Source organism: Rhizobium sp. 768_B6_N1_8 (genome assembly GCF_051811225.1).
Taxonomy (GTDB): domain Bacteria; phylum Pseudomonadota; class Alphaproteobacteria; order Rhizobiales; family Rhizobiaceae; genus Rhizobium.
The window spans coordinates 1,975,117-1,999,642 of the sequence record NZ_JBPWPV010000001.1 but is presented as its reverse complement, the minus strand read 5'-3'; the positions used below and the strand labels follow the sequence as shown (position 1 = coordinate 1,999,642).

The window sequence follows — 24,526 nt, the reverse complement described above, 5'->3', positions numbered from 1 at the left end:
GCGGGAGCCCTTTGTTACAGCGACGATATCGATCATGGAAGCGTCTGTCCGCCGCGTTGCGACGCATTGCGCCCAATGATCGCGGCGATCACCACGAAGAGCACTGCCGTGCCGAGGTTCCAGCCGAGCACCATCACGGTCGCGTCCAGCGGATGAAACATCGAGAGTGCCGAGGAGGTGATGCCCGAGACGGCGAGGCTGCCGATGAGTGCGACGGAGACCGGCCGCAGGAAGGCGACGTAGCGCAGCATGATCAGCATCAGCAGAGAGAGTGGAATGCTGGTGACGATGAGCGTCAGCAGGCAGCTCGTGGCGGCCTCGACGGTGACGGCGGCCGGCGGTAGCGCCACCCAACCGGCAAAGCACTGATAGCCGATATTGGCCATCCAGATGACGAGCGTGGGAAGCGGAAGCAGCATCCACAGACGGGATTTGTCGGGCAGGCTCATCATGAATGTGGCGATTGCCGCGAGAATGCCGGTCGCGAGCGAGGACAGCATGCCCGTCAGGAAGACGGGATCGGCCATGCGTTCGGCAAATTGCGGGCGCAGGCCATGGATCATCGTCAGGATGCCCATCAGCGCGAAGGCGAGCGCCAGCCAGAGGGCGGCGCGCAGCAGCGGCGGCCGCAGCCGCCTGACGGGTGTGACATTGTCCGCGAGAGACCGGATGAGATCGGAGGTCTCCATCACGGCTCACCATGATCGAGAAGGATCTTGCGAAGGCTTTTCAGCGCCCTATGAGTGGCTACCTTCAGCGACGTGACGGACATCCCGCTCTCTCTGGCAGCCTCCTTTAGCGACATTTCCTTCAGTTTCAGCATGTTGATCGCCTGCTGTTGCGCCGGCGGCAGGTCGCTGATTGCGCCTTCGAGATGAACCCGGTTGGCAGCTTCCTCGATATCGTTACTGGTTGCAACCGCGTCATGTTCGCTCGACAGCGGAAATTCATGGGCGCGCTGGCGTCCCTGCCGGCGCAGCCGGTCGAAGGCGCGCCGGTTTGCAATGCCGACGAGCCAGGGGCCGAAGGGCCGGGTCGGGTCGTAGGTTTCGCGGATCGAATGAATGGTCAGCAGGATATCCTGAACCGTGTCCTCCACGTCTCTCGGGTCGCGGTGATAGCGCACCGCCAGCGAGCGCAAATAGGGCGTGATCTCCTGCAGCAGGCGAAGATACGCGGCAGCATCGCCATCCTGGGCGCGGGCCATCAGGATCGTCCAGTCGAGCTCGCGATGGCGTGCGCGCCTGATGTCAGAGCCCGCCGGCCGGGAGGAGACGAGTTTCAGTCGGTCGCCGCGCTCCTCGCTCATGCGGGCGCGCTCCTTTTCCGCGGGCGGGCAAACAGGCGTGACATGAGATAGTCGAGCGACAGCGGGCCGGGGCCGAGCGCCATGACGGCGAGCGCAAGGGCAGCCCAGTAGAGGTGAAAATTCACCCAGCCGTCTGGAAAGACCAGCTGGATGATGCCGCTCATGATCAGCAGAGCAAGGCCGACAAGGCGCGTGGCAAAGCCTGCCAGCAGCAGGACCGGCAGCGCGATCTCCGCACAGCCGACGAGAAGGGCGACCGTATCGGGGGCGGGGAAACCGTAGAGATTGCCGAATATATGCAGCTTGAACTGGTCTTCGAACAGGAATTGCGTGCCGACCGAGAGCTGCAGGAAGCCGTCCCAGCGGGTCAGCCCCGAGCGCAGGAAGGGCAGCGCAAGCGCAATGCGCACGACCGGCGGGGCGACGGCGAGGCCGATCAGGCTGACGATGTCGAGAAGCCGCAGATAAAGTGCGGCAGGCGTAAAGCGGGTGTCCGTCATTTGCTGCCGCTCCCGAATGCGGTGAAAGCGCGTGCCGTCATCAAGCCAGAGAGGCAGGCAGGCAGGTCGAAACGGGGACTGTCCTCCAGCGCCTGTTTCATCGCGTCGATCATCGTCCGCCCCTTGCCGAGTGCGATGATGAAGGCGGCCGCACCCGGCGGCAGCGCGCGCGCTTCGACATCTGCGCCGGGGCGCAGCAGCAATATGTCTTCGCCGCCGGCGGATATATCCACTTCGGCCGGCTGCCCGTCCGCAAGGTTCATCCGCCAGATTGTCAGCGCCGGGAAGGGCGAGCGCACGATGCGCAGCGAGGGATGCAGCACGACGCTGAGATGCGGCAGGTCATCGGCCTTGATTGCGGCAAAGGCCCCGGACGCGATCGGCTCTGCCTCGGCGGCATGGTAAGCCTCCACCCAGGCCCGTTCGATGCGCGCCACGTCGGCGAGATAGGGAAGGCTTGCCGCGGGTTCGAAAGTCTCGATGAAATCGGCAAAGCCCCGGCCATAATCGAGCATGATCGGGGAGGTGGGCGGATCGAGCGCGACATAGATCCGCCCCATGGCAAGGAAGAACTCGTCGCCAACGATGCGCGCCACGGCCGGAAACGCATCCTTCAACGTCGCCGTCAGTCCGGCGATGACGTTGTTGCGGTAAACGTTGAAGCGCCTCAGGCTGGGCCGGCCATCCGGCCCGACCAGACCTTCGGGCAAGGGTTGCGCGGGGTCCAGAAGGGCTTTGGCGAAATCATGCTGGCGTTTGGCGGTCGAAGGTGCCGTCGGCATCAGCCGATCCCCCGTGTGACGACATTGCGCCAGAACCGGCGCAGACTATCGAGACCGCCGGCGGTCGAACTCCAGAGTGTGGCAACGCTGCCCATCGGGGCGGCAATTTCCCGCGATCGATCCCAGGCATAGTAGATGGCAACTCTGTGGCCGGTCATCTGGGGCTCCTCATTCGGCGGCCGCGCGTGGATGGTGCAAGGCCGCCTCGCGCATCAGCCTTTCGGCGCGCGCCGCTTCCTCGGCCAGAACAGGCCATTCCGGAAGATCGGCATCCCATTCGATCAGCGTCGCCACCGGTCCGGCACGGGAGAGCGCATGGGCGTAGAGATCCCAGACGATGGCATCGACCGGGCGATCATGCGTGTCGATGAGCAGCGGCCGGTCTCCCTCGTCAGCTTCGCCCGCGTGGCCGGCCAGATGGATTTCGCGGACATACTCCAGCGGATAGGCGTCGATATAGGCGACGGCGTCCCAGCGCTGGTTGGTGGAGGCGACGTAGACATTGTTGACATCGAGCAGCAGGCCGCAGTCGGTGCGCTGCACGATCTCGGCGATGAAGTCGATCTCAGACCAAGTGCTTTCGGAGAAGGCCAGATAGGTCGAGGGGTTTTCGAGCAGCATCTGCCGGCAGAGCGCCTGCTGCACCTCGTCTACGTGATCGGCGACGCGAGACAGCGTCTCGTCTGTGTATGGCAGCGGCAGGAGATCGTTGAAGAAACCGGCATCATGCGACGACCAGGCGAGATGTTCGGAAAAGAGTGCGGGCCGGTAGCGCTCGTTCAGCGCCTTCAGCCGGGAAAGATGCTGCCTGTCGAGCGGCCGGTCGGCGCCGATCGACAGGCCGACGCCATGCAGCGACAGCGGATAATGTTCGCGCACGGCGGCGAGATAACGATGCGGCGGGCCGCCTTCGCCCATGTAATTTTCCGCATGCACCTCGAAGAAACCGATATCCGGCAGGGTCTCGATGATGTGGCTGTAATGCTCCGCCTTGAGGCCGACACCGGCGCGGGCCGGCATGTCTTGATCAGTGAAGGCAATGTCTGGATTTTGCATGGGGCACCTGGCATCGGTCGGGTGGGACCGGCCCGCGCAGGAGCGGGCCGGTCTTTTCGGGAGGCAAGTCTTCGGAGGATGTCGGTCCTCGGGGCAGTCTTCCGGCGGGCGGTCATCCGGTTCTGCCCGGAGCAAGCCTCCCGAATCGGCGTCGGATCAGGCCTTGGGAGTGAGGCTGCCGGTGCCCTTTGGCGTGGACATGGTGGTGCAGGTGCCCGTCGGAACGAGCTTGAAGGCATTGCCCTGGTAATCGACGGTGCTCGTGCCTGCGCAGGTCGTGCCGGCGCCGGCATAGCAATCGTTCTGGCCCTTCAGCGCCGTGCCGAAGCAGGGCTCGACCTTGCCGGATTTCACCAGGGCCGTATGTTCCGCCTGGATCTTCTTCTGCGCGTCGGTGAATTCTTCCGCACCGGCCGGCAGGGCCGTGAGGGCACCGATGGCGCTGGCGAAGGCTCCGACGACAAGCGTGGACAAGATGCGATTGGACATTGTTATTCTCCGGTTTTCGATGATGGCCAGAAGACTGTTCAGTCGCCTGGGGCGGTGCGATCCGCCTGTCTTGAAGTTCGCTGCAGCGGTCGAAAGGTTACCTGCTCCTGCTGCCTCTTTTGTTCTGCGCAGGACGCTCACATCCTGCCTTTGCCGGGCGCGGGTTTGCGCGTAACGATCGTTGCGGGATGGATGGAGGGCGGCTCGGCGAGCAGCGGCGGAACACTCCCAAAGATCAGCTTTGCCGCTTCGCCGCTCATATGCGCATTGCGGCTTTCGTGATCGGTGAAGAGATCGATGAGGAAGATCAGGTCGGGATCGGCTTCAGAGCGCAGCACGAGCCAGGTCGTCGTGCCGGCCTCGCTTTCGACGTGCGGCAGCGCGCCTGCAATCAGGCGCGCGACATCCTCTCCGTTTCCGGTCCTGGCGCGGAACGGAATGACGGCGACAAGTTCGTTCATCATAAATTGCCCTCAATGGTCTGTCCGAGCCATTAAGGGTGAAAAATCCGGGCCAGTATTGAAGGGTGTTGCGGCTCTTGGTACCGCCTTGCTACCGCCCGACGTTCAGCTCAGGCGGGAATCCCGTAAACCGGTATTTCGCCGCTGAGCCCCCGCAGGAAGGCCGTGGTGCCGTGCAGGCTGCGGCCGCGCGCGGCAAGCAGCGCACGCGCGTCCTCGTCCTCGACCACTGGTGTCGTTGCAAAGATCATGTCCGGGGTGGCGATCGTCTGCAAGCGCGAGGCGACATTGACCGTCTGGCCGAAATAATCCTGCCGCTCGTTCATCAGCACAGCAAGGCAGGGGCCGCTATGCAGGCCGACCTTCAGGAACAGGTCGTCGCGGCTGTCGCGCCGGTTGAGTTCATCGATCACCTTGCGAATGTCGAGCGCGGCGGCCACGCCCTGCGCCGGGCTCGGAAAGGTTGCCATGATCGCATCGCCGATCGTCTTGACCACTGCGCCGCCATGGGCGGAAACGACCTGATGCATGAGCTGGAAATGCGAGCGCACCAGATCGAAGGCCGCAAGGTCGCCGATCCGCTCGTAGAGTTCGGTCGATCCCTTCAGGTCCGTGAACAGGAAGGTCAGGCTGGTGATCCTGAAGCGCTGATTGATATCGAGAACATTGGTGCGGTAGATATCCCGGAAGGTCTGGTGGGTGAGCAGCCGCTTGGCGGTCAGGACAGGCACGCGCCGCGTAAGGATCGCCTCCAGCGCCTCGCCGGCGATCCAGAGGATCGGTATTATCCTGCGGTTCGTCCGATTTTCCAGATCGAGCGTCAGAAGGCCGGGCGCCACCTGCAACGTTTCGCCGGCCTGGTGCGCGTCATCGATCTCGATCGACAGGCGCTGGCCGTCGGTTGGTTCGCCGGTCACCTCCAGGAAACGCGAGCTGTGCGTCACGGGATCGAAGAGGATGGCCACACCCTCACTCATCTGAACCTGCCGGCCCATGCGCGCACCCGGCGCAATCTCGAACGCGTCGAGAACGACCTCGCCGACGATGGGCGCAAGATGTTCGGGCAGATCGCTGCCGGAAGACCAGAAGATCTGGCGCGTATAATCCCAGAGCGGCAGGCTGTCGGGATCGTGGGCGGCGATGTGCCGAATGCGCGGGTCGACCGTGAAGGTGATCTCTACCGTTTCGTCGAGCGTCGGTTCGCAATCGAGCGAACAGAAAGAGCAATTATAGAGATGCTGGTCGATGCCCTGCAGCGATTCCGCCTGATAGAGCACCCCGCCGCAGCTTTCGCAGACAACGTTCCAGGAGAGTTCGAAAAGGCCGAGCTGGGTGGCATGCAGGAAGGCTGCAATACTCTCCTGTTCGCCGAGCCCGTTCGCCCGCGCAAAGGCCAGCGGATTGACGCGGTTCAGGCGAAAATCCGGCGCGTCTTCAATAAGATGCGCCATCGCGCTGGCAACGGTTTCGTCGACATGCTGGCGCACGGCCATGACGCGGTTGGTTATATCGGGCATCGCTCATCCCATCAGATAGGGCTCAAAAACAGGGCCGAGAGGAACAAAATAGGGCGGTGGCGGCAGGCAGGCGAGCCGTTTATTTTTTCGCCTTAAAGTAACCTTTTGCGTACCGGAGCGAAACAGCTGATCGCTCCGTGCAGGCGGCCGCTTGCTTCGCGCAAAACCTGGCCCTAATTCGGCGGGCGCCGCCGCAGCCGACGTCCGTGCTCGCGTGCAAAAGCGGCGGGTGTGCCACCCGTCAGGCGGTGGAAACGCCGGGTGAAATGGCTCTGGTCCGAATAGCCGGTCGCAAGGGCCACTTCGGCCAGCGACGTATCGGTTTCGGCAATCAGCACCCGGGCGCGCTCGATCCGGCGCTGTTCGACGAAATTGATCGGGCTTACGCCGGCGCTCTGCTTGAAAAGCCGGGCGAAATGAAAGCGGCTGACATTGACGAGGGCGGCGAGTTCCGCAAGCCCGATCATCCGGTCGAGATTGTCCTCGATATAGTCGGTAATGCGCTCGATCTCGGCCTTGCCGAGGCCGGGCAGTGTGCTGCGCTCCGCAACGCCAAAGGCGTTATAGGCCCTCAGCAGATGCGCGGCGAGGGCGGCAGAGACCTGGTCGACGATCAGCGCCTGGGCGGGATGGGCCTGCTGCTCCAGTTCAGCGAGCAGCACGAGCGCCATATTCTCGATCAGCCTGTCGCGGGTTTCGAATATATTCCTGATTTCGATGCTTGCCGCGCGCGACCCAAGCTCTTCGCCGGCGGCTGCCAGCAGCCGGGCCGGAACACGCAGCCGCGCCGATGTCGGCGTGCGGCCCTCCCACGTCGATACGCAGCCCGCCGGCATCAGAAGCGACATGCCGGCCGAAATCGTGCCCTCGTGGACGACCCCGTCGCGCCGTTGGATCAGGCGGGCGCGGCCGGAGGGGCAATAAGAAATCAGGTGGTGATCGAGGGCCGGATAGGTCTGCGAACAATCGAGCCGCGGCCGATAAAGATCGACAGTCACTCCGCTCCATCCCCGATCCCGCGTCGTCGCCATCGGCCGTCGCGGCTTGATGTCGACGATCTCTTCGATGGAGACGAGCTTTTGTCCTGACGGCGAAATGGAGTGCAACTCGTTCATGACAGTTCGGCCAATCCAGGTTGTGCTGATGTCAGGGTAGAGGTTTCTGGCGGCGGGTTGAAGTGTTCCGGTGGTTGAAATGAGGCTGCTGCAGGCAGAATGCTGCACGCTGGAGACCTTGTTTCGTTCTATCGGTTCTCGTCTGCAGGGCAAAAAGAAAGCCGGCACAGGGCCGGCTTAGACGAACGCGGCTGAACAGGGGATACTGGGCCGGTTCCTTGCATTTCGTGACTGACAATAAATTTCACTACAATGCCGAGGTCAGCAGAGAAGGCGTAACGAGATCGCCATGAGGGCGGCTCCGCAAAGGGGTGGGCGGCGGGCGGAGACCGGTGCTGTCCTCAGGTGTGTTTATGAGGGAGGAACATCACCGATTGATGACATCGCAAACAGGGCGGTGATTTTCTTTTCATAGGCCCGATCTGTCCTGTGGATGGACGTCCGAGCCTGACATTTTAGGCGGATACCCGGATCGTGTGAATGCTGTGTTCAGGCCCTTGCGGATGTCAAAGCTTCACAAAGGGGCTATATAGCGGGCGAATTCGATCTGATATCCGCAAAGAGCCCCATGGCACCGATCATTTCCATCCAAAATCTCACCAAGACCTATGCAAATGGCTTCCAGGCGCTGAAGGGCATCAACCTCGAAATCGAACGCGGCGAAATCCTGGCGCTGCTTGGGCCGAACGGGGCGGGCAAGACGACGTTGATCTCGATCATCTGTGGCATCGCCAATCCGAGCGGCGGCGCCGTCATCGTCGACGGGCATGACGTGGTCAAGGATTTCCGCGCCACGCGCACGCTGATCGGCCTCGTGCCGCAGGAGCTGACCACCGACCAGTTCGAGACGGTGTGGAATACGGTAAGCTTTTCGCGCGGCCTGCACGGCAAGAAGGCGAACCCCGCCCATATCGAGAAGGTGCTGCGCGACCTGTCGCTCTGGGACAAGAAGGACAACACGCTGCGCCAGCTCTCCGGCGGCATGAAGCGGCGCGTGCTGATCGCCAAGGCGCTGTCGCACGAGCCCTCGATCCTCTTCCTCGACGAGCCTACGGCGGGCGTGGACGTGACGCTGCGCAAGGACATGTGGCATGTCGTCGAGCGGCTGCGGGCCTCCGGCGTCACCATTATCCTGACGACGCACTACATCGAAGAGGCCGAAGAGATCGCCGACCGCGTCGGCGTCATCAATGGCGGCGAACTGCTGCTCGTCGAAGACAAGCAAGCGCTGATGGCCAAGCTCGGCCGCAAGCAGCTTATCCTCGAACTCAACGAACCGCTGGAGAAGCTTCCGGACTGCTTTGCCGGCAACGGCCTGTCGGTCGAGGCCGAGGGCAACCGCCTCGTCTATGAATTCGATACGCACAACGAGCACGAGAGCGTTGCATCGCTTCTGACGCGGCTTGGCGAAAACAATATCCATTTCCGGGATCTCTCGACGCGCCAGAGCTCGCTGGAAGATATCTTCGTATCGCTGGTAGGAGGCGCAAGATGAACTTCGAAGCGATCAAGTCGATCTATTACTTCGAGATGGCGCGCACCCGGCGAACGCTGCTTCAGAGCGTCATTTCGCCCGTCATTTCCACCTCGCTCTATTTCATCGTCTTCGGGGCGGCCGTCGGCTCGCGCATCCAGCAGGTGGAGGGCGTTTCCTACGGCGCCTTCATCACGCCCGGCCTCATCATGCTGACGCTGCTCGGCCAGTGCATCGGCAACGGCTCCTTCGGCATCTATTTTCCGAAATTCACCGGCACGATCTACGAGATCCTGTCGGCCCCCGTCGCCATGACGGAAATCCTGATCGGCTATGTGGGGGCGGCCGCAACCAAGGGGCTGCTCATCGGCGTCATCATCCTGGTAACGGCCAATATCTTCGTCGATGTTCGGATCGAGCATCCCTTCATGATGGTGCTGTTCTTCCTGCTGACGGCGATCAGCTTCAGCCTGTTCGGCTTCATGATCGGCATCTGGGCGACGAATTTCGAGCAACTGAATCTCATCCCCATGCTGGTCGTGCCGCCGCTGACCTTCCTCGGCGGCAGCTTCTACTCGATCAACATGCTGCCGCCCTTCTGGCAGGCGGTCAGCCATTTCAACCCGGTGCTCTATCTGGTCAGCGGCTTCCGCTGGAGCTTCTACGGGATTGCCGACGTCAACCCGCTGGTCAGCCTCGGGATGATCTCGCTGTTTCTGGTGATTTGCCTCAGCACGCTCGGCTGGATCTTCAAGACGGGGTATCGGCTGCGCAACTGATGAGTGGCCGCCGCCACCGGCAAAATCCGAGTAGGCGGCCACAAAAATCGTTCACATTTTGTTCGCAATTGCTAGTCTGGCCTCGCTGTCATTTGCGGAGGAGGAGAGTCGTGGCGGAGCAACAGGCGAAGTTCGAGCGGTTTAAGGCATTGCATCAGCGGGATGCGGCATTCGTCATACCGAACCCGTGGGATGCCGGCTCGGCCCGGATTTTGACGAGCCTCGGTTTCGAGGCCTTGGCGACCACTAGCGCCGGCTATGCCTTTTCCAAGGGCAAGCGGGATTCCTTTGCGAGCCTGAAGCGCGGCGAGATCCTCGACAATGCCGCCGAGATCGTCGGAGCGACCGATCTTCCCGTATCGGCCGATCTCGAGGACGGGTTTGGTGCGGCGCCCGAGATCTGCGCCGAAACGATCCGGCTGGCCTCTGCGATTGGGCTGGTCGGCGGATCGATCGAAGATGCCACCGGCGATCCGGCAAGGCCGATCTATGATCTCTCGCAGGCCGTCGAGCGCGTACAGGCCGCGGTGGAGGCGGCGCGGAAGCTGCCTTTCCTGCTGACGGCGAGGGCGGAGAATTTTCTCTGGGAGCGGCCCGATCTCGATGACACGATCAAGCGGCTGCAGGCTTTCTCGGCAGCCGGTGCCGATGTGCTCTATGCGCCCGGTCTGCCTGATATCGACGCCATCCGAACCGTCTGCACCACCGTCGACAAGCCCGTCAATGTGGTGATGGGCCTGAAGGGGCCGCGCTATAGCGTTGCCGAACTCTCGGCGGCAGGCGTGCGCCGGGTGAGTGGGGGCGGGTCCTTTGCGCGCGCTGCACTTGGCGCACTGCTGCGGGCGGCCGAGGAGGTAAAATCATCGGGGACCTTCACCTACGCCGCCGATGCAATGCCGGCAGCCACGCTCAGCCAGCTCATGTCGCAGGAGAAACGGGGCGACCGGCAGTAAGGCAGGAAGCCGGTGGGGGGCGGGTTCGATATAGCCTGCGGTCTGTGCTCCTCACTTCCCCGCCGGCTGCGGTTCCGGAAATGTCCAGCTTCCATCGAGGATCGGCTGGCGTGGGCGGTAGAGGCGGACGGTGTAATTCCAGCCCTTCATTACGGGCAAGCAATTGGCGATCTTGCCGTCGCAGCCGCCGAATTGCACCTTGACCGCGCCGTCTGCTTCCTTGTCAGCGGTGATATTGTTTAGCGTATAGGCATTGAGCTTGTTCTTCTCGTAGTAGCCTTTGCCATTGTAGACGCTGACCGACCAGAAGCCGTCGACGGGAACATCCTTGACGGAGAGCCGGTAGACCATCTTGCCGTCGTTCTTCGGTGGTGTCTCGTTCAGGTAGATCGCGTCCTTCTCGGGATTTCCGCCCCAGCCGACGGCGCTGCCGATGAGATGGCGGATCGGGTCGACCTGATCTTTCGCCCCGAAGGCGCCCTTGAAATCCGGAATGGTCGTGCCCAGCACGATCAGCGCGTCACGGACCTTCTTCTGGCTCGCCTTGTCCCAGTCCGGGATCTCGAACGTTCCCGCATTTGCCTGGCTGATGGTGAGAGCGTTCTGGAGATTATGGACCTGCTTGACATCATCGGGGTCGTTGGGATCGACGAGGGTCCTGATGCCGACGAGGATGTAGCGCGTGCCGGCCGCTGCCCGATCATAGGTGTAACTGCCGGCGTCATATTTCACATCGCCGACTACGTAATGGTCTTCGTTGATGATCTGCATCGAGCGGAAGCGTTTGCCGGCGTCCGGAAGCGTGATGGTGACCGGCCCGGCATCGAGATCGATGACAGCGGATGAATAGAGCGTATCGCGGTTGGCCCGGATCACGGACTGATGATCGATGTCCATCGGTTCGCGATGATGGTTGAAGATACCGGTCTTGCCGCCGCCGTCCTTCACGGCATTGCTGAAATAGAGATCGGATTCGGCGCGGGCGAAATTGTCGACGGTGACCGGCTTGGCCGTCTGCGCCCCGGCCTGTGAGGCGAGCGCAAGTGCCAGCGTGGCGATGGCGGCACGGTAGGCAATGCGGACAGGCACTAATGCAGGTGCAGGCTTTGACCACCTCATAGCTCTCTCCCGTTTCGGTCAATTTTCCGAGGAAAAGCCTTTCACAGGCCCGATTTCGGGAGAAGTACGTTACCGTAAACCACGCCGTAAATGGCGGGCAGCAACACCTGCGGCTCAGGCCTTTTTCCTGCGCTGCCGCTTGCCGTGCCGCGGGTGAAAATCGACGAGCAGGGATTTCAATTCGAGTTCGCGCACGCGCCGTGCCGCTTCGTCGGGGCTCACCCAATCCAGCATGCGTTGGCCGGTTTCGCGGAACTGCCCTTGCGTATGCTCCACTTCGATCTGGAAGATATCGACGATGCAGGGCGCGACGTCGCCGTCATCCAGCTCCTTCAGATAGGTGTAGCGGCCGACCGGCTGCTTGCTCACCGTTCCGCGCACGCCGGCTTCCTCCCAGGCCTCGATGGCGGCTGCCTCATGCGGCTTCTTCTTTTTCATCGGCCAGCCCTTGGGAATGATCCAGCGGCCGCTGTCGCGCGTGGTGACGACGAGGACTTCGATTTCGGGGTGATCAGTCTCGGGACCGCCGTTTCGGTAACGGAAGCAGAGCGCGCCATATTGCTGGCGAAAGGCGCCTGAGAAAAGCTTCTCGGGTCTTTCTGCAAGCTGCTTCAGCAGGGGCTTTGAGGGTCCGGCGTAGGATTTTGCGCCTTTTTTGCGGGATTTCATGACATCTAGCATTGTCAAATTTTACTTTTTCGATCAATTGCCTGCGACGCTTTATGACAGATTTATGACAGTCTTCTACGACAGTCCCCGGTTCAGGAAGGATCGCCCGAGATGATGAGCGTGTTTCGCAAGATGATGCCGCGGGAGGACCGCTTCTTCGATATGTTCTGCAGGCATTCGGAAACGGTCGTCGCAGCCGCCCATGCTATGGAAAAGCTGTTGAAGGGCGAGGCGGTTCAGGAGAATTGCGACAAGATCATCGCACTGGAAGACCAGGCTGACGACATCACCCGCGAAGTGCTGGTTGCTGTCCGGCGCAGCTTCATCACGCCCTTTGACCGCGGCGACATCAAGGATCTGATCCAGTCCATGGATGATGCGATCGACATGATGCACAAGACGGTGAAGATCATCCGCCTGTTCGAGCAGACGAGTTTCGACCCGCTGATGCAGGAGATGGGCGGGGAGATCGTCAAGGCGGCGGCCCTGATGGAGGAAGCAATCCCGCTTCTCAACAAGATGGGTGCGAATGCGCAGCGGCTGGCTGTCATCGCCGAAGAGATCACCCGGGTCGAAGGCCGCTCCGACGAACTGCATGACGAGGGGCTCAAGGACCTCTATCGCCGGCATGGCGCCAGCGGCAATGCCATGGCCTATATGATCGGCAGCGAGATCTACTCCAATCTGGAAAAGATCGTCGACCGTTTCGAGGACGTGGCCAACGAAATCAGCGGCGTCGTCATCGAGAACGTCTGATGGAAGCCTCTCTCTCCCTTCCGCTGCTGATCGGGCTGATCGGTGTGGCGCTGTTCTTCGATTTCCTCAACGGGCTGCATGATGCGGCAAACTCGATTGCGACCATCGTTTCCACCCGGGTGCTGAGGCCGCAATATGCCGTCGGCTGGGCGGCTTTCTTCAATTTCATCGCCTTCCTGTTTTTTGGCCTGCACGTCGCCGAAACGCTCGGCACCGGCATCATCGATCCGGCAATCGTCTCGCCGCAGGTGATCTTTGCGGCACTGATGGGGGCGATCGTCTGGAACATCGTCACCTGGCTGTTCGGCATTCCCTCTTCGTCGTCGCATGCGCTGGTCGGCGGGCTCGTCGGCGCCGGCTGGGCGAAGGTTGGCTTCAGTTCCATCGTCTGGGGCGGCTTGTTGAAGACGGTCGGTGCGATCTTTATGTCGCCGGCAATCGGCTTCCTGCTCGCGCTGTTCTTCGTCCTCGTCGTCTCCTGGCTCTTCGTGCGCCAGACGCCCTTTGCCGTCGACCGCACCTTCCGCTTCATGCAGTTCATCTCGGCCTCACTCTATTCGCTCGGCCATGGCGGCAACGACGCGCAGAAGACCATGGGCATCATCGCCGTTCTTCTCTTCAGCCAGGGGCAGCTCGGCCCCAGTTTCCATGTGCCTCTCTGGGTAGTCATCTCCTGCCAGTCGGCCATGGCGCTCGGCACGCTCTTCGGCGGCTGGCGGATCGTTCACACGATGGGCTCGAAAATCACCAGGCTCAACCCGATGCAGGGGTTCTGCGCCGAGACCGGCGGGGCGCTGACGCTGTTTGCCGCGACCTGGCTCGGCATTCCCGTGTCGACGACACACACGATCACCGGAGCGATCATCGGTGTCGGCGCCGCGCGACGCCTGTCGGCCGTGCGCTGGGGTGTTGCGGGCAACATCGTCATCGCCTGGGTGATCACCATGTCGGCTGCCGCTGCCATCGCGGCCGCCTGCTATGGGATTGCAAGCCTGTTTGCCTAAGGGCAGGGGTCCGCTCGATGTATCGAATACCCTAATTTTAGGGGGCACTATTTTCGATCGGATGTTGCGCTCTATTCTCCATGCAAGGAGAAGGAGACAACGAGCGGACCATGCATCTATCCAGGCATTTATCTGAATTGAATGAGGAAACCCCGGCAAAGACAGGCCGCCGCGAGATCGATCAGTACGGCGCCATCTGCTGCCGCGTCGAGCGAGGCGGAAGGCTGAGCGTACTGCTCGTCACCAGCCGCGATACCGGACGATGGGTGATCCCGAAGGGCACTCTCGGAAGAAAGGAAAGGCCATATCGCTGCGCCCAGCGCGAGGCTTTCGAAGAGGCTGGCATCATCGGCAGGGTCAGGAAGAAGCCGCTCGGCTTTTACACCTATCTGAAGGATCACGAGACGCCGCTGACGGTTTCTGTTCATCTGCTGCGGCTGGAGAGCGAGGCCGCGCATTTTCGCGAATATGCCGAGAGGCAGAAGATCTGGATTTCTCCGGCGGAAGCAGCGTTACTTGTCGAAGAGCCGGAGCTGCAGGCACTCTTCCGGTCCATCGATGCGGATAATCCCCTGACATCGCAGGACCGGCTGAAGCCACGCCGGATTGCCGGACGGCGGTCGGTGCATGAGGCGGCGGTATCGCTCGCCACATCGCCGGCATCGCACTGACGACCTTCAGTTGCGCGGAATGGACTTTGAAATGACGAAGGCCCGGTATACGGGCCTTCGCGTTACAGGCTATCGGGGACTGCCGGTCGCCAGGGGCCCCCAGGAGAGCTCGCGATCCGCGATGGTCGCAAGATCGATCACCACTTCGATGCCGGTCCTGATACGCCGCCGCAGGATGTCGGCGCGATCGGAATTCGTCCGGAGCAGACCTTTCTCGTGCAGTGTCTGGAGCCGCGTGCGCGAAAGCTTGAACTCGGACGCCAGCAGACGGTCGAGGCGTGTGCCCGCAGGCAAGGGCACCGCCAGTTCGATCTCCAGCCGCGTCCAGCCGATGGCCTCGCGCAGCACCTGCTTGCCGATCTCGAATTCAGGGAATTCGTCGACGCGCTGCGACTTGCGTTTCAATGCGTCGAGGTTGAAGCTTTCGGCGTGGATCCATTTGACATCGTTGGACTGGAGTGCGTCGAGCGTTGCCGGATCGATGTCGCGGACATTCTTGCGCTCGAAGAGCGGCCGGTTCCAGGTCTTGTCGCAGGCGAGGCATTTATAGATCAGCCAGGCATCCAGCTTGCGGCCATTGGCGTTCAGCCGGATCTTGCCGCTCGATTGAAAGGCTCTCAATCCGCCGCATCCGCCACAGGCAATCCAGGGCTGGGGGGCGGTTTTCGGGGTAATGGTCCATCGGACCCGAAGTGCACAGCACATAGTATCTTGGTCTTCCGTTCGGAAGTCCACCAAGATGGCGCGTGAGAAAACCCATGAGGGCGCGGCGTGGCGATGCTTTCGGGTGGGTGAAGAGCAGAGACAGCGGAGCTGCACTGGCGTTCGGAACAATGCCAAACCGGTCTCTTGCCGCCACCCGATGAACGTGTTCAACCGCCGATAGCCCGCGGCTATCCGGCGATAGGGGTGAAACTGGATTGAGACCGGTACTTACTTAGGCAAAGTCTACCTCGATACGCCTATGCTCTTCGCGGATACGGATAGCAAATGATCGGCGCAAAGGGGAGAGCGACGCCGCAGCCCGATGATATCGGCTGCGGCATTGCGGCATTTATGCAACTTTGTGCTGAAGGTTGCTTCGTCTGCCGTCAGAGTTCCTGCGCCGTCGGCCGGAACAGGATCTCGTTGATATCGACATCGTCAGGCTGGGCGATCGCGAAGGCGACCACCCTTGCGAAGCTCTCGGCCGGGATGGCGTAGCGTTCGTAGAAATCGGCAATGCCGGCCGCGACATCGGCCTCGGTAATGCTCTGCGGCAGTTCGGACTCAACGGCACCGGGCGAGACGATCGTCGTGCGGATATTGTAGGGCTTCACCTCCTGGCGCAGGCCTTCTGAGATGACGCGGACGGCAGTCTTGGTCGCCGCGTAAACGGCGCTGCCGGGCCGGACCTTGTGGCCGGCGACCGAGGAGACGTTGATGATATGGCCGCTCTTCTGTTCCTTCATGTGGGGAAGGGCGGCGGCAATGCCGTAGAGCACGCCTTTGAGGTTCACGTCGATCATCCGGTCCCAGTCGTCGATCTTGCCGCGCTCCAGGGGAGAGTGCGGCATGAGGCCGGCATTGTTGACGATAACGTCGATGCGACCATGCAGGCGGACGGCCTGATCGACGAGGTGCTTGACCTGATCAGCCTGCGTCACGTCGGTTTCGATGGCGGAACCATCAGGCAGACCGAGTTCAGCTGAGAGAGCCTTCAACCTGTCGATCCGGCGGGCGCCAAGCACGACCTTGGCGCCGGCATTGGCAAGATGACGGGCGGTCGCTTCGCCGAGGCCGCTGCTTGCGCCTGTGATGACAACCGTCTTTCCCTTGATATTGTCGGTCATGACAACTCCTTTCTGGGCCGGCAACTTACCGGCCGACGCGGGCCTGCAGGTGCGCCGGATAGCGATCTCCCTGCACGGTGACATCAGATAGGGCGGTCTCGATCTCCCGCAGGTCGTCAGCGGTGAGTTCGATTGCCGCGCCCCCGATATTCTCCTCCAGCCGGTGCAGCTTGGTGGTTCCGGGGATCGGGGCGATCCACGGTTTCTGGGCGAGCAGCCAGGCGAGGGCGATCTGCGCCGCGGTGGCCTGTTTGCTCGCGGCGATCCCGCTCAGCACCGCGACGAGGCCTTGATTGGCCTTACGGTTTTCCTCAGAAAAGCGCGGCACGACATTACGGAAATCCGTCTTGTCGAAACTGGTGCTCTCGGTGATGGCGCCTGTCAGGAACCCCTTGCCGAGTGGGCTGAAGGGCACGAAGCCGATGCCGAGTTCTTCGAGCAGCGGCAGGATTTCCTTCTCGGGCTCGCGCCACCAGAGAGAATATTCGCTCTGCAGGGCGGCAACGGGCTGCACCGCATGCGCCCGGCGGATCGAGCCGGCGCCGGCCTCGGACATGCCGAAGTGCTTGACCTTGCCTGCGGCGATCAGATCCTTCACCGCGCCCGCGACATCCTCCATCGGCACTTCGGTATCGACGCGGTGCTGGTAGAAGAGATCGATGCAATCCGTGCGCAGCCGCTTGAGGGCAGCATCGGCGACCTCACGGATGCGCTCGGGGCGGCTGTCCTGGCCCTTGCTGACATCACCGTCGCGAAAGCCGAATTTGGTGGCGATCACCACCTGATCGCGAAAGGGTTCGAGCGCTTCGCCGAGCAGTTCCTCATTGGCGCCCTGGGCATAGGCCTCCGCCGTATCGAAGAAGGTCACGCCGCGGTCGAAAGCGGTGCGGATGAGGGTGATGGCGGCCTGCTTTTCCGTTGCCGGGCCGTAGCCATAGCTCAGCCCCATGCAGCCGAGGCCGAGGGCCGAGACTTCGGGGCCGTGCGTTCCGAGTTTGCGCTTCTGCATTATCGTGTCTCCATCAGGTGATATTGTTCGTCCGTGACCTTCTCCATCCAGTCGACCGGACTGCCGTTGAGCTTTTCAGCGATGGCGATATGGCTCATGGCCGTGCTTGCCGTGGCGCCGTGCCAGTGTTTTTCGCCGGGTGCGAACCAGACGATGTCGCCCGGCCGGATTTCTTCGATCGGGCCGCCCTCGCGCTGCGCCCAGCCGAGGCCGGAGGTGATGATCAGCGTCTGGCCGAGCGGATGGGTGTGCCAGGCGGTGCGCGCGCCCGGCTCGAACGTCACCGTGGCGCCGCCGACGCGGTCGGGATCATCGCTGTCGAAACGGGAGTCGAGACGCACGGTTCCGGTGAAATAGGCTTCCGGACCGGGAACGGAGGGTGCGAAGCCGCTTCGCTTGATCTGCATGTCTGATGTCCTTGCCTGCGGATAATTTCTGCCGATCTTCATTTAGCGGCTACGCAGTTCTGCGATTAGACGCTAAAACCGGCATGAACCTATTAGGGCAACTTATGAATGAGCCGGACCAACCTTGACGATATTGCCGCCTTCCTGACCGTCGCGCGCGAGGGAAGTTTTACACGGGCTGCCGCCATGCTCGGTGTGTCCCAGTCGGCGCTCAGCCAGACGGTGCGCGGCCTCGAGGAGCGGATGGGGCTGCGTCTGCTCACGCGCACAACACGCAAGGTTTCGCCGACCGATGCCGGCGAGCGTTTGATCCAGTCGGTCGGGCCGCGGCTGGATGAGATCAACGCGGAGATCGCGCAACTATCGGCGCTGCGCGACAAGCCCTCGGGCACAGTGCGCATTTCGGCAGGCGAGCAGGCAGCAGAGCTGATCCTCCTGCCGGCCGTGGAGAGGCTGCTGCCGCAGTATCCCGATATCGCCATCGAAATCCTCGTTGACAACGGCCTGACCGATATCGTCGCCGAACGCCTCGATGCCGGCGTGCGGCTTGGCGAGCAGGTTGCGAAGGACATGGTGGCCGTCCGCATCGGCCCGGATGTCAGGATGGCTGTCGTCGGCTCCCCCGGTTATTTCGTGGGGCGAGATCGCCCGCACACGCCGCATGACCTGACGGAGCATAATTGCATCAATCTGCGGCTGCCGACGGCTGGCGGTTTCTATGCTTGGGAATTCGAGCAGGGTGGCCGAGAGCTGCGCGTGCGGGTGGAGGGTCAGCTCGCGGTCAATACCGGTGCGCTGGCCGTCAAGGCGGCTCTTGCCGGCGCGGGTCTTGCCTTCGTGCTGGAAGACCGCATTGGCGACGATCTCGAGGCGGGCCGGCTGACTCGCGTGCTCTCGGACTGGTGCCCGCCTTTTTCAGGTTTCCATCTCTATTATCCCAGCCGGCGCCAACCGACGCCGGCCTTCGCTGTTGTGGTGGATGCGCTGCGCTATCGCGGCTGAGTTCAGAAGCCCAAGCGCTTGAGATCTTCGGGCAGGAAATTCTGGCCACTGCGGTTCCTGACGGCGGGCAGACCAGCCATGCGTGCCTGCCACTGTGCCAGCGCGTCGAGGCCTGACGGGACGATGCCGGCAACTTCGGCAAAGGCGAGGCCGGCGAGCAACGTGATGTCGGCCATCGAATAGGTCTCGCCTGTCAGGAAGGGCTGCCTGGTGAGGATCTCGTTGAAATAGCGCAGACCCTCCTTTGCCTTCTCGCCCTCGCGCTCGCCCATTTCGGTGCGGCCCGGCCATTGCGGGCTCTTGAAGGCCTGCAATGCCGCGCCGAGGCCGGGTGTGGCGTGATGGAAGTAGATGCCGACGGGATCGAGCACATAGGCCTCGGCGCGGCGCTGCATCATGTGGATGAGCGCCTTTTCCCGCGGAGTGCGGCCGGTGAGCTCCGGCTTGCCATCGAGATTGTCGAGATATTCGGTAATCGCCGTGCTTTCGGAAATCAGCGTGCCGTCATCCAGCTCCAGCACCGGCAGGACGCCCGACGGGTTCTTCGCAAGGAAGGCGGGCTGCTTGTGCTCGGCGGCGATCAGGTCGACCGGCACGAATTCGATTTCGGAATCCAGGCCCTTTTGCGCCAGCACGATGCGGATGCGCATGGGGTTGGGGAAGCCCGGTCTGTCGTAGATTTTCATGGAATTCTCTTTCTTTTGGGCAGGCGTGAAGGCGCGCCTCTTCGATCGAGAGGACACCGAGCCCGAGGGATTGCCGATCAAGGTTTGGAAGGGCGGAGAGCTGTTGGCCGCGCTTCTTGCCAAGATATGGCATGCAGCCTATTGTTTGATAATAATCCCCTATCTGATCACGCTGTAAAGTGAAGCTACACAATGGATCGAGCGGAACTGGATGGCCTTGCGATATTTCTGGCGGTGGCCGAGCAGAACGGGTTTCGCGCAGCCGCACGCCAGCTGGGTCTGACCCCATCGGCAATCAGCCAGGGCATACAGACGCTGGAACGGCGGGTGGGCGCTGCACTGTTTGCGCGAACGACCCGCAGCGTGCGGCTGACGGAAGCGGGCCAGAAGCTGCTTGCGCATGCCAAGCCGGCAGCGGCGATGTTTCAGGCCGGCGTGAACGCCGCCCGCGATCTCGGCGAACAGCCGAGTGGCAATTTACGCATCAATGCGCCGCGCCCGGCGGTTTCGCTGCTGATCAACAGCCTCCTGCCTGACTTCCACGAGGCCTATCCCGGTATCACCCTGGAGCTTGTCGGCGACGACGAGTTCACCAACATCGTCGAGCAAGGGTTCGACGCCGGTATCCGGCTCGGGCATACGATCGAGCTCGACATGGTCTCGACCTGGCTGACGCCGCCGGACAAGTTCGTTGTCGTCGGTGCGCCGAGCCTGCTCAAGAAATATCCACGGCCCGGCCATCCACGAGAGTTGCAGGGGTTGCCCGCTCTCTTGACCCGGAGAGGCGGGCAGGTGTCGCGGACCTGGGAATTCGTCGATGGCGGCGAGAGCCTGAAGGTTGCCGTCGATGGTCCGCTCATTCTCAACGATTACGAGGCCTCGATCCGTGCTGCCCTTCGCGGCGTCGGCTTCCTCTACACGGTCGGCTCTGTTGTCAGGCACTATATCGAGCAGGGAAGCCTCATTCCGGTGCTGGAGGATCACGCCCGCGACGTGCCGGGGCTCTGCCTCTACTACCCGAGCCGCAGCCAGTCGCTGCCCAAGCTCAGGGCCTTCGTCGATTTCGCGACGAAGCGCATGCGGCAGGGAATGACGTCGGACGCGTTCTCGGTGCAGCCGCAGCGGCCGCCAGAAAGCTGAGGGCCGGCGCCCAATCGACACCGGCCCTGGCTTTACGATTTAAGCCACGTGCTGAAGCTGGACTTCCCGATTGTGGAGAAAGCAGGCTTTGCTGAACAGCGTGAGGTCAAGCCGGTTGGGCAGGCGCACATCCGACAGATCCGGCAAGCCCTTGCCATCAGCCTCGAAGGATCGGTCGATCTGCGAGATGAAGGCCAGCACGATACCGGTTTCGCGAGCGAAGGTCTGGAGTGCAGACACTTGCTCCAAAAGGCCGGGCTTGCTGCGCTGCTGATCGAGGATCTGCAGATAGTCGATGACAGCCACCGTTCCGCGCGGAGCGCCCGCGAGATGCCGCATGACATAATCGGCGCTGATCTCGTCCGAGGTTACGATCTCGATCTTCTCGCCAAGCGCTTCACCTTCCGGCAGGGCATGAATACGCTTCATGGTCTGCTGTTCGGTATATTCGAGCGTGAAGAAGGTGGCCTTACGGCTTTCCCTAACGGCATCGAGCAGAAGCTGGAGGCCGAGCAGGGTCTTGCCGTGCCCAGGACGGGCGGCGATCAAAAGCAGATCACCTTCGGCAAGCTGCGACAGCATGGGTGTGGCCGGTAGCAGCGTTTCATGCTGGGAAGCAAGCAGGCTCCAGGCCGTAAAACCTTCTTCCTGCGCGATACGGTCCAATGCCTGGTGAAGCGGGATCGTATCCGTACGCGCCAGCAATTTCGCACGGCGCTTCAGCTGATAGATGGGTGCAGACAGTTTCATTCAAACCTCCATTGCGAGCCGGAAACGCAACCCCTCCTTATGCGGTGCTCGAACAGATGGTTCGATGGTGGATAAACCCCGCATGGACAATGCTTTCCCGGCTGGAGGGAGGAGGCCTGGGTCGGGCCTTGTCCAAGAGGTAGCGGGCGTTGCGATTCGCGACAAGTGGGAAGTTGTGGGGTCGTTCGGATCACGCCAGGCCCGCAACCAACTTAACCTGCTGAACAGGTGCGAGCGTCCGGTAATCCCTTGATGAAGGCGAACTCTTGAAGAGTTGCGGCTGTGTCTTGCTCATTATCTCGCTGTCCTCTTGCCGCCCTAACAGCGTGTAGTGTCGAGCAATAAATAACGGAGGACAGGCATGCTGATCAGACGCTATAATCCGCATAAACTTAGAAATGGGATTTATGAATGAGAAAAGGTGATTTCAGCGAGCTGGCGGCATTTATTATGGTTGTGGAGGAGGGAAGTTTCACGCGCGCGGCCGCGAAGCTTGGCCTCTCCCAGTCTGCACTGAGCTATGCTGTTCGAATGCTCGAGCGACGTCTGGATGTGCGGTTGATTTCACGGACGACGCGCAGCCTTTCGACGACAGAGGCCGGAGAACGGCTGTTTCACAGCCTGCGTCCGGCATTTGATCATATCGACAGTGAAATCGCCGCGCTCACTGCCCTTCGGGATAAGCCCGCAGGCACGATTCGTATCACTACCTTTCGGCACGCCGCACGAATGGTGCTCTGGCCCGCGCTGCTGAAGCTCGTGCCTGATTATCCGGACATCGTCGTTGAGATCAATGTCGACGAAGGGCTTACCGATATCGTCGCCGGCCGATTTGACGCTGGCATACGCCTCGGCGAGCAGGTCGAGAAGGACATGGTAGCAGTGCGGGTGAGCCCTGATGTTCGAATGGCAGTTGTTGGGTCGCCCGCTTACTTTGCCAACCGTAAGCGCCCGGAAACGCCACGTGACCTGCACAACCACGCTTGCGTAAGCTATAGGCAGAGCAGGGGAGGTGGTCTCTATGCCTGGGAGTTCGAACGTGACGGCGTTGAGCTGGAGGCGCGCGTCAGCGGATCGCTCATCCTCAATGATAACGAGATGCTGGAAAACGCAGCCCTCGATGGATTCGGGCTGGTTTATGTCTTCGAAAGCCAGGTTTCCCATCATGTGGCCGAGGGACGGTTGATCCGGGTTCTGGAAGACTGGTGCCCACCATTCCCAGGCTATCACCTCTACTATCCAAGCAGGCGACAACACACACCGGCCTTTTCCCTTCTGGTGGAGGCACTCCGTTACAGGGGACCGTAGCGGTCGATTTGCGTCGTAGATATGCTGGTGCGGACCACTGCCTCAAGTCGATCAGAAGTTCTAAACCTCCATTCACCGCCAGTATTTATCAATCCCATTTCTAACCCCATGCAGAAAATGGTGCCTAATCGCTCATTGCTGCGCTGCTTATCTCCCTCCACGAGGACGGGCATCAAACCATTGTGCCGTCGGAGTGATCCAGCTCGCGTGAGCGCAAGGTGAACTAACACGGATCGTCCTCCTTAAATGAAACGACGGCTTCGCCGCCAAATTTCAGGAGACAAGGCATGGACAAAAACAATCAAAAGGCGCCCCCAAATGCTGCCAAGCACTTCGGCCTTGATCGCCGTGATTTTTTGATTAACGCCGCGCTCGCCGGTGCGGTGTTGCCCGCCGTATCGGTGGCCTGGGCGGCCTCACCGGATCAACCGCAGGGATACCAAAGCGCTCTCCACACAGGACAGGGGCAGATGAAAACGCGAAAACTCGGAACGCTGGAAGTCTCGGAAATAGGAGCTGGGTGCATGAGCATCAGCGCCAACTATGGCCCACCCGCCGATAGAGCCCAGGGTATCAACACTATTCGCACCGCCCACGAAAACGGCGTCACATTCTTTGATACCGCCGAAGTCTATGGGCCGTATACGAGCGAAGATCTCGTTGGAGAAGCGTTGGCACCCATTCGCGACCAGGTGAAAATCGCCACCAAGTTCGGCTTTGCAATTGACGGCACGATAGGCCTAAACAGCCGCCCAGAGCGGATCAAGCAGGTGGCGGAAGCCTCGCTCAAACGTCTGAAGACCGATCGCATCGACCTCTTTTACCAACACCGCGTCGACCCCAAGGTGCCGATCGAAGATGTGGCTGGTGCGGTCAAAGACCTGATCCAGGAAGGCAAGGTTCTGCATTTCGGTCTATCGGAGCCAAGCGCCGGGACAATTCGCAGGGCACATGCTGTCCAGCCTGTAACGGCGGTCCAGACCGAATATTCCGTGATGGAGAGAAGCCCGGAACGCAATGGCGTTCTTGCCGCATGTGAAGAGCTTGGCATCGGCTTCGTCCCTTGGGGTCCCGTAGGAATGGGTTACCTCACAGGGAAAATGGACGCGAGCGCCAGGTTCGACGCGAAAACCGATCTCCGAAGGACATTCGATCGTTTCAGCCCGGACAACCTGGCGGCCAATATGCCGTTCGTCGAGTTGCTGAAGCAGTTCGCCGAAAAGAAGGGTTCAACACCCTCGCAGATCGCCTTGGCGTGGCTGCTGGCGCAGAAGCCGTTCATCGTTCCCATCCCAGGCACGCGCAACATCGATCACCTGAGTGAGAATCTGGGTGCGCTTCGGGTTGAGCTGACGCCTGAGGACCTTCGCGAGCTCGGAACTGCCCTCTCCGCACTGGCCGTGCACGGGGGGCGCATGAATGAAATGCAAATGGGGCTCGTTGACCAGACAGCCTAAGCACCAAAGCGATCGTGGCCGTAGTTCCTTGGCTCTGCAGCCCCGCTGCCAGCTTTGCGCTCGGGTTGCTCTGCTGGTGGATGGTGGTTTTACAGCGCACTGAGGCTTTGCCACGTTCGACATCGGAACGGGGATACTTCGCTCCGATGCCTCACAGAAATTGCGCGAAATCTATGGCTACCCAAAGCTGATCTGAGACCGCTCAAGCACTCTGCTGGCGCTCTTCGATGATTGCCGGATTTAGAAGTCCGCTTTCTAAGCCCATGCAAATACCCCCACCT

The 24,526-nt window shown here is 61.5% G+C and carries 28 protein-coding genes; 10 read left to right on the top strand and 18 right to left on the bottom strand.

The features are described from left to right. Positions 1-32: 32 nt before the first annotated feature. The 10 genes from AB8B33_RS10235 to AB8B33_RS10190 form a co-directional block, all read right to left on the bottom strand. Positions 33-689 carry an NrsF family protein gene (locus AB8B33_RS10235; protein WP_439015269.1) on the bottom strand — a complete coding sequence of 219 codons (657 nt, stop codon included), beginning with the start codon at positions 687-689 and terminating at the stop codon, positions 33-35. Further along, positions 689-1,309 carry a sigma-70 family RNA polymerase sigma factor gene (locus tag AB8B33_RS10230; RefSeq protein ID WP_113321563.1) on the bottom strand — a complete coding sequence of 207 codons (621 nt, stop codon included), beginning with the start codon at positions 1,307-1,309 and terminating at the stop codon, positions 689-691. Before AB8B33_RS10230 ends, AB8B33_RS10235 begins: the two co-directional genes overlap by 1 nt. Then, positions 1,306-1,809 (bottom strand): DoxX family protein, encoded by a 504-nt coding sequence (locus AB8B33_RS10225; RefSeq protein ID WP_439015266.1) that lies wholly within the window; start codon positions 1,807-1,809, stop codon positions 1,306-1,308. The genes AB8B33_RS10230 and AB8B33_RS10225 overlap by 4 nt, the downstream gene beginning before the upstream one ends. After that, entirely contained in the window at positions 1,806-2,591 is a 786-nt protein-coding gene (locus AB8B33_RS10220) for an HvfC/BufC N-terminal domain-containing protein (protein ID WP_439015265.1), read from the bottom strand. Before AB8B33_RS10220 ends, AB8B33_RS10225 begins: the two co-directional genes overlap by 4 nt. After that, positions 2,591-2,749 (bottom strand): hypothetical protein, encoded by a 159-nt coding sequence (locus AB8B33_RS10215; RefSeq protein ID WP_439015264.1) that lies wholly within the window; start codon positions 2,747-2,749, stop codon positions 2,591-2,593. Before AB8B33_RS10215 ends, AB8B33_RS10220 begins: the two co-directional genes overlap by 1 nt. Before the next feature lie 10 nt (positions 2,750-2,759). Beyond that, on the bottom strand, positions 2,760-3,647 hold the full coding sequence (gene bufB / locus AB8B33_RS10210) for an MNIO family bufferin maturase (RefSeq protein WP_439015262.1): 888 nt from the start codon (positions 3,645-3,647) through the stop codon (positions 2,760-2,762). A 156-nt stretch (positions 3,648-3,803) separates the two neighbouring features. Continuing rightward, positions 3,804-4,136 carry a BufA1 family periplasmic bufferin-type metallophore gene (locus AB8B33_RS10205; RefSeq protein WP_439015260.1) on the bottom strand — a complete coding sequence of 111 codons (333 nt, stop codon included), beginning with the start codon at positions 4,134-4,136 and terminating at the stop codon, positions 3,804-3,806. A 137-nt stretch (positions 4,137-4,273) separates the two neighbouring features. Beyond that, on the bottom strand, positions 4,274-4,597 hold the full coding sequence (locus AB8B33_RS10200) for a putative quinol monooxygenase (protein WP_439015258.1): 324 nt from the start codon (positions 4,595-4,597) through the stop codon (positions 4,274-4,276). A 110-nt stretch (positions 4,598-4,707) separates the two neighbouring features. After that, positions 4,708-6,114, bottom strand: coding sequence for a DUF5939 domain-containing protein (locus AB8B33_RS10195; RefSeq protein ID WP_439015256.1), 1,407 nt, complete (start codon positions 6,112-6,114; stop codon positions 4,708-4,710). Between the two features lie 173 nt (positions 6,115-6,287). Then, positions 6,288-7,229, bottom strand: coding sequence for a helix-turn-helix domain-containing protein (locus AB8B33_RS10190; RefSeq protein ID WP_439015254.1), 942 nt, complete (start codon positions 7,227-7,229; stop codon positions 6,288-6,290). A gap of 568 nt (positions 7,230-7,797) precedes the next feature. On the opposite strand from AB8B33_RS10190, the gene AB8B33_RS10185 reads away from it, so the two are divergent. The 3 genes from AB8B33_RS10185 to AB8B33_RS10175 all read left to right on the top strand — a co-directional run bounded on the left by AB8B33_RS10185 (position 7,798) and on the right by AB8B33_RS10175 (position 10,435). Continuing rightward, positions 7,798-8,724 (top strand): ABC transporter ATP-binding protein, encoded by a 927-nt coding sequence (locus AB8B33_RS10185; RefSeq protein WP_113321555.1) that lies wholly within the window; start codon positions 7,798-7,800, stop codon positions 8,722-8,724. Beyond that, positions 8,721-9,482: an ABC transporter permease gene (locus tag AB8B33_RS10180; protein ID WP_113321554.1), complete on the top strand. Its 762-nt coding sequence runs from the start codon at positions 8,721-8,723 to the stop codon at positions 9,480-9,482. The genes AB8B33_RS10185 and AB8B33_RS10180 overlap by 4 nt, the downstream gene beginning before the upstream one ends. Before the next feature lie 110 nt (positions 9,483-9,592). Beyond that, positions 9,593-10,435: an isocitrate lyase/PEP mutase family protein gene (locus tag AB8B33_RS10175; protein WP_439015251.1), complete on the top strand. Its 843-nt coding sequence runs from the start codon at positions 9,593-9,595 to the stop codon at positions 10,433-10,435. Between the two features lie 51 nt (positions 10,436-10,486). Here AB8B33_RS10175 and AB8B33_RS10170 read toward each other — a convergent pair whose 3' ends face one another. Beyond that, positions 10,487-11,485, bottom strand: a complete 999-nt coding sequence (locus AB8B33_RS10170) for a DUF1254 domain-containing protein (RefSeq protein WP_439017223.1) — start codon at positions 11,483-11,485, stop codon at positions 10,487-10,489. 183 nt (positions 11,486-11,668) lie between these two features. Beyond that, entirely contained in the window at positions 11,669-12,223 is a 555-nt protein-coding gene (locus AB8B33_RS10165) for an NUDIX hydrolase (protein WP_439015249.1), read from the bottom strand. A gap of 111 nt (positions 12,224-12,334) precedes the next feature. Here AB8B33_RS10165 and AB8B33_RS10160 point away from each other — a divergent pair, with 111 nt between their 5' ends. The 3 genes from AB8B33_RS10160 (at position 12,335) to AB8B33_RS10150 (ending at position 14,654) form a co-directional block, all read left to right on the top strand. Continuing rightward, the gene (locus AB8B33_RS10160; protein ID WP_113321550.1) at positions 12,335-12,979 is read left to right on the top strand and encodes a DUF47 domain-containing protein; all 645 of its coding nucleotides are present in this window, start codon (positions 12,335-12,337) and stop codon (positions 12,977-12,979) included. Then, positions 12,979-13,983, top strand: a complete 1,005-nt coding sequence (locus tag AB8B33_RS10155) for an inorganic phosphate transporter (RefSeq protein WP_439015248.1) — start codon at positions 12,979-12,981, stop codon at positions 13,981-13,983. The genes AB8B33_RS10160 and AB8B33_RS10155 overlap by 1 nt, the downstream gene beginning before the upstream one ends. A 137-nt stretch (positions 13,984-14,120) precedes the next feature. Beyond that, positions 14,121-14,654 carry an NUDIX hydrolase gene (locus tag AB8B33_RS10150; protein ID WP_310387878.1) on the top strand — a complete coding sequence of 178 codons (534 nt, stop codon included), beginning with the start codon at positions 14,121-14,123 and terminating at the stop codon, positions 14,652-14,654. 69 nt (positions 14,655-14,723) lie between these two features. Here AB8B33_RS10150 and AB8B33_RS10145 read toward each other — a convergent pair whose 3' ends face one another. From AB8B33_RS10145 to AB8B33_RS10130, 4 genes are all read right to left on the bottom strand, one after another. After that, positions 14,724-15,359 (bottom strand): DUF1062 domain-containing protein, encoded by a 636-nt coding sequence (locus AB8B33_RS10145; protein WP_439015246.1) that lies wholly within the window; start codon positions 15,357-15,359, stop codon positions 14,724-14,726. A gap of 386 nt (positions 15,360-15,745) precedes the next feature. Beyond that, the gene (locus AB8B33_RS10140) at positions 15,746-16,486 is read right to left on the bottom strand and encodes an SDR family oxidoreductase (RefSeq protein WP_439015245.1); all 741 of its coding nucleotides are present in this window, start codon (positions 16,484-16,486) and stop codon (positions 15,746-15,748) included. A 25-nt stretch (positions 16,487-16,511) separates the two neighbouring features. Beyond that, entirely contained in the window at positions 16,512-17,495 is a 984-nt protein-coding gene (locus AB8B33_RS10135) for an aldo/keto reductase (protein WP_439015244.1), read from the bottom strand. Beyond that, positions 17,495-17,902: a (R)-mandelonitrile lyase gene (locus AB8B33_RS10130; RefSeq protein ID WP_439015243.1), complete on the bottom strand. Its 408-nt coding sequence runs from the start codon at positions 17,900-17,902 to the stop codon at positions 17,495-17,497. The genes AB8B33_RS10135 and AB8B33_RS10130 overlap by 1 nt, the downstream gene beginning before the upstream one ends. 108 nt (positions 17,903-18,010) lie before the next feature. On the opposite strand from AB8B33_RS10130, the gene AB8B33_RS10125 reads away from it, so the two are divergent. After that, positions 18,011-18,904, top strand: a complete 894-nt coding sequence (locus tag AB8B33_RS10125; RefSeq protein WP_439015242.1) for a LysR family transcriptional regulator — start codon at positions 18,011-18,013, stop codon at positions 18,902-18,904. 2 nt (positions 18,905-18,906) lie between these two features. Here AB8B33_RS10125 and AB8B33_RS10120 read toward each other — a convergent pair whose 3' ends face one another. Continuing rightward, positions 18,907-19,590, bottom strand: a complete 684-nt coding sequence (locus AB8B33_RS10120) for a glutathione S-transferase family protein (RefSeq protein WP_113321543.1) — start codon at positions 19,588-19,590, stop codon at positions 18,907-18,909. A gap of 192 nt (positions 19,591-19,782) precedes the next feature. Between AB8B33_RS10120 and AB8B33_RS10115 the strand changes: the two genes are divergently transcribed. Beyond that, entirely contained in the window at positions 19,783-20,730 is a 948-nt protein-coding gene (locus tag AB8B33_RS10115) for a LysR family transcriptional regulator (RefSeq protein WP_439015241.1), read from the top strand. A 39-nt stretch (positions 20,731-20,769) separates the two neighbouring features. Here the strand turns inward: AB8B33_RS10115 and AB8B33_RS10110 are convergent, their stop codons facing one another. Then, entirely contained in the window at positions 20,770-21,480 is a 711-nt protein-coding gene (locus tag AB8B33_RS10110) for a DNA helicase (RefSeq protein ID WP_439015240.1), read from the bottom strand. A 411-nt stretch (positions 21,481-21,891) separates the two neighbouring features. Here AB8B33_RS10110 and AB8B33_RS10105 point away from each other — a divergent pair, with 411 nt between their 5' ends. Both AB8B33_RS10105 and AB8B33_RS10100 read left to right on the top strand, forming a co-directional pair. Further along, the gene (locus AB8B33_RS10105) at positions 21,892-22,788 is read left to right on the top strand and encodes a LysR substrate-binding domain-containing protein (protein WP_439015239.1); all 897 of its coding nucleotides are present in this window, start codon (positions 21,892-21,894) and stop codon (positions 22,786-22,788) included. Between the two features lie 287 nt (positions 22,789-23,075). Further along, positions 23,076-24,245: an aldo/keto reductase gene (locus tag AB8B33_RS10100; protein WP_439015238.1), complete on the top strand. Its 1,170-nt coding sequence runs from the start codon at positions 23,076-23,078 to the stop codon at positions 24,243-24,245. Positions 24,246-24,526 lie beyond the last annotated feature (281 nt).

What these genes read in the sequence shown, in the direction of transcription:
- AB8B33_RS10190 (WP_439015254.1), bottom strand. Translation starts at nt 7,229, where the DNA reads ATGAACGAGTTGCACTCCATTTCGCCGTCAGGACAAAAGCTCGTCTCC.
- AB8B33_RS10220 (WP_439015265.1), bottom strand. Translation starts at nt 2,591, where the DNA reads ATGCCGACGGCACCTTCGACCGCCAAACGCCAGCATGATTTCGCCAAA.
- AB8B33_RS10200 (WP_439015258.1), bottom strand. Translation starts at nt 4,597, where the DNA reads ATGAACGAACTTGTCGCCGTCATTCCGTTCCGCGCCAGGACCGGAAAC.
- AB8B33_RS10155 (WP_439015248.1), top strand. Translation starts at nt 12,979, where the DNA reads ATGGAAGCCTCTCTCTCCCTTCCGCTGCTGATCGGGCTGATCGGTGTG.
- AB8B33_RS10115 (WP_439015241.1), top strand. Translation starts at nt 19,783, where the DNA reads ATGGATCGAGCGGAACTGGATGGCCTTGCGATATTTCTGGCGGTGGCC.
- AB8B33_RS10120 (WP_113321543.1), bottom strand. Translation starts at nt 19,590, where the DNA reads ATGAAAATCTACGACAGACCGGGCTTCCCCAACCCCATGCGCATCCGC.
- AB8B33_RS10100 (WP_439015238.1), top strand. Translation starts at nt 23,076, where the DNA reads ATGGACAAAAACAATCAAAAGGCGCCCCCAAATGCTGCCAAGCACTTC.
- AB8B33_RS10230 (WP_113321563.1), bottom strand. Translation starts at nt 1,309, where the DNA reads ATGAGCGAGGAGCGCGGCGACCGACTGAAACTCGTCTCCTCCCGGCCG.
- AB8B33_RS10105 (WP_439015239.1), top strand. Translation starts at nt 21,892, where the DNA reads ATGAGAAAAGGTGATTTCAGCGAGCTGGCGGCATTTATTATGGTTGTG.
- AB8B33_RS10235 (WP_439015269.1), bottom strand. Translation starts at nt 689, where the DNA reads ATGGAGACCTCCGATCTCATCCGGTCTCTCGCGGACAATGTCACACCC.
- AB8B33_RS10160 (WP_113321550.1), top strand. Translation starts at nt 12,335, where the DNA reads ATGATGAGCGTGTTTCGCAAGATGATGCCGCGGGAGGACCGCTTCTTC.
- AB8B33_RS10125 (WP_439015242.1), top strand. Translation starts at nt 18,011, where the DNA reads ATGAGCCGGACCAACCTTGACGATATTGCCGCCTTCCTGACCGTCGCG.
- AB8B33_RS10135 (WP_439015244.1), bottom strand. Translation starts at nt 17,495, where the DNA reads ATGCAGAAGCGCAAACTCGGAACGCACGGCCCCGAAGTCTCGGCCCTC.
- AB8B33_RS10205 (WP_439015260.1), bottom strand. Translation starts at nt 4,136, where the DNA reads ATGTCCAATCGCATCTTGTCCACGCTTGTCGTCGGAGCCTTCGCCAGC.
- AB8B33_RS10145 (WP_439015246.1), bottom strand. Translation starts at nt 15,359, where the DNA reads ATGTGCTGTGCACTTCGGGTCCGATGGACCATTACCCCGAAAACCGCC.
- AB8B33_RS10225 (WP_439015266.1), bottom strand. Translation starts at nt 1,809, where the DNA reads ATGACGGACACCCGCTTTACGCCTGCCGCACTTTATCTGCGGCTTCTC.
- AB8B33_RS10165 (WP_439015249.1), bottom strand. Translation starts at nt 12,223, where the DNA reads ATGAAATCCCGCAAAAAAGGCGCAAAATCCTACGCCGGACCCTCAAAG.
- AB8B33_RS10130 (WP_439015243.1), bottom strand. Translation starts at nt 17,902, where the DNA reads ATGCAGATCAAGCGAAGCGGCTTCGCACCCTCCGTTCCCGGTCCGGAA.
- bufB (WP_439015262.1), bottom strand. Translation starts at nt 3,647, where the DNA reads ATGCAAAATCCAGACATTGCCTTCACTGATCAAGACATGCCGGCCCGC.
- AB8B33_RS10195 (WP_439015256.1), bottom strand. Translation starts at nt 6,114, where the DNA reads ATGCCCGATATAACCAACCGCGTCATGGCCGTGCGCCAGCATGTCGAC.
- AB8B33_RS10140 (WP_439015245.1), bottom strand. Translation starts at nt 16,486, where the DNA reads ATGACCGACAATATCAAGGGAAAGACGGTTGTCATCACAGGCGCAAGC.
- AB8B33_RS10110 (WP_439015240.1), bottom strand. Translation starts at nt 21,480, where the DNA reads ATGAAACTGTCTGCACCCATCTATCAGCTGAAGCGCCGTGCGAAATTG.
- AB8B33_RS10215 (WP_439015264.1), bottom strand. Translation starts at nt 2,749, where the DNA reads ATGACCGGCCACAGAGTTGCCATCTACTATGCCTGGGATCGATCGCGG.
- AB8B33_RS10185 (WP_113321555.1), top strand. Translation starts at nt 7,798, where the DNA reads ATGGCACCGATCATTTCCATCCAAAATCTCACCAAGACCTATGCAAAT.
- AB8B33_RS10180 (WP_113321554.1), top strand. Translation starts at nt 8,721, where the DNA reads ATGAACTTCGAAGCGATCAAGTCGATCTATTACTTCGAGATGGCGCGC.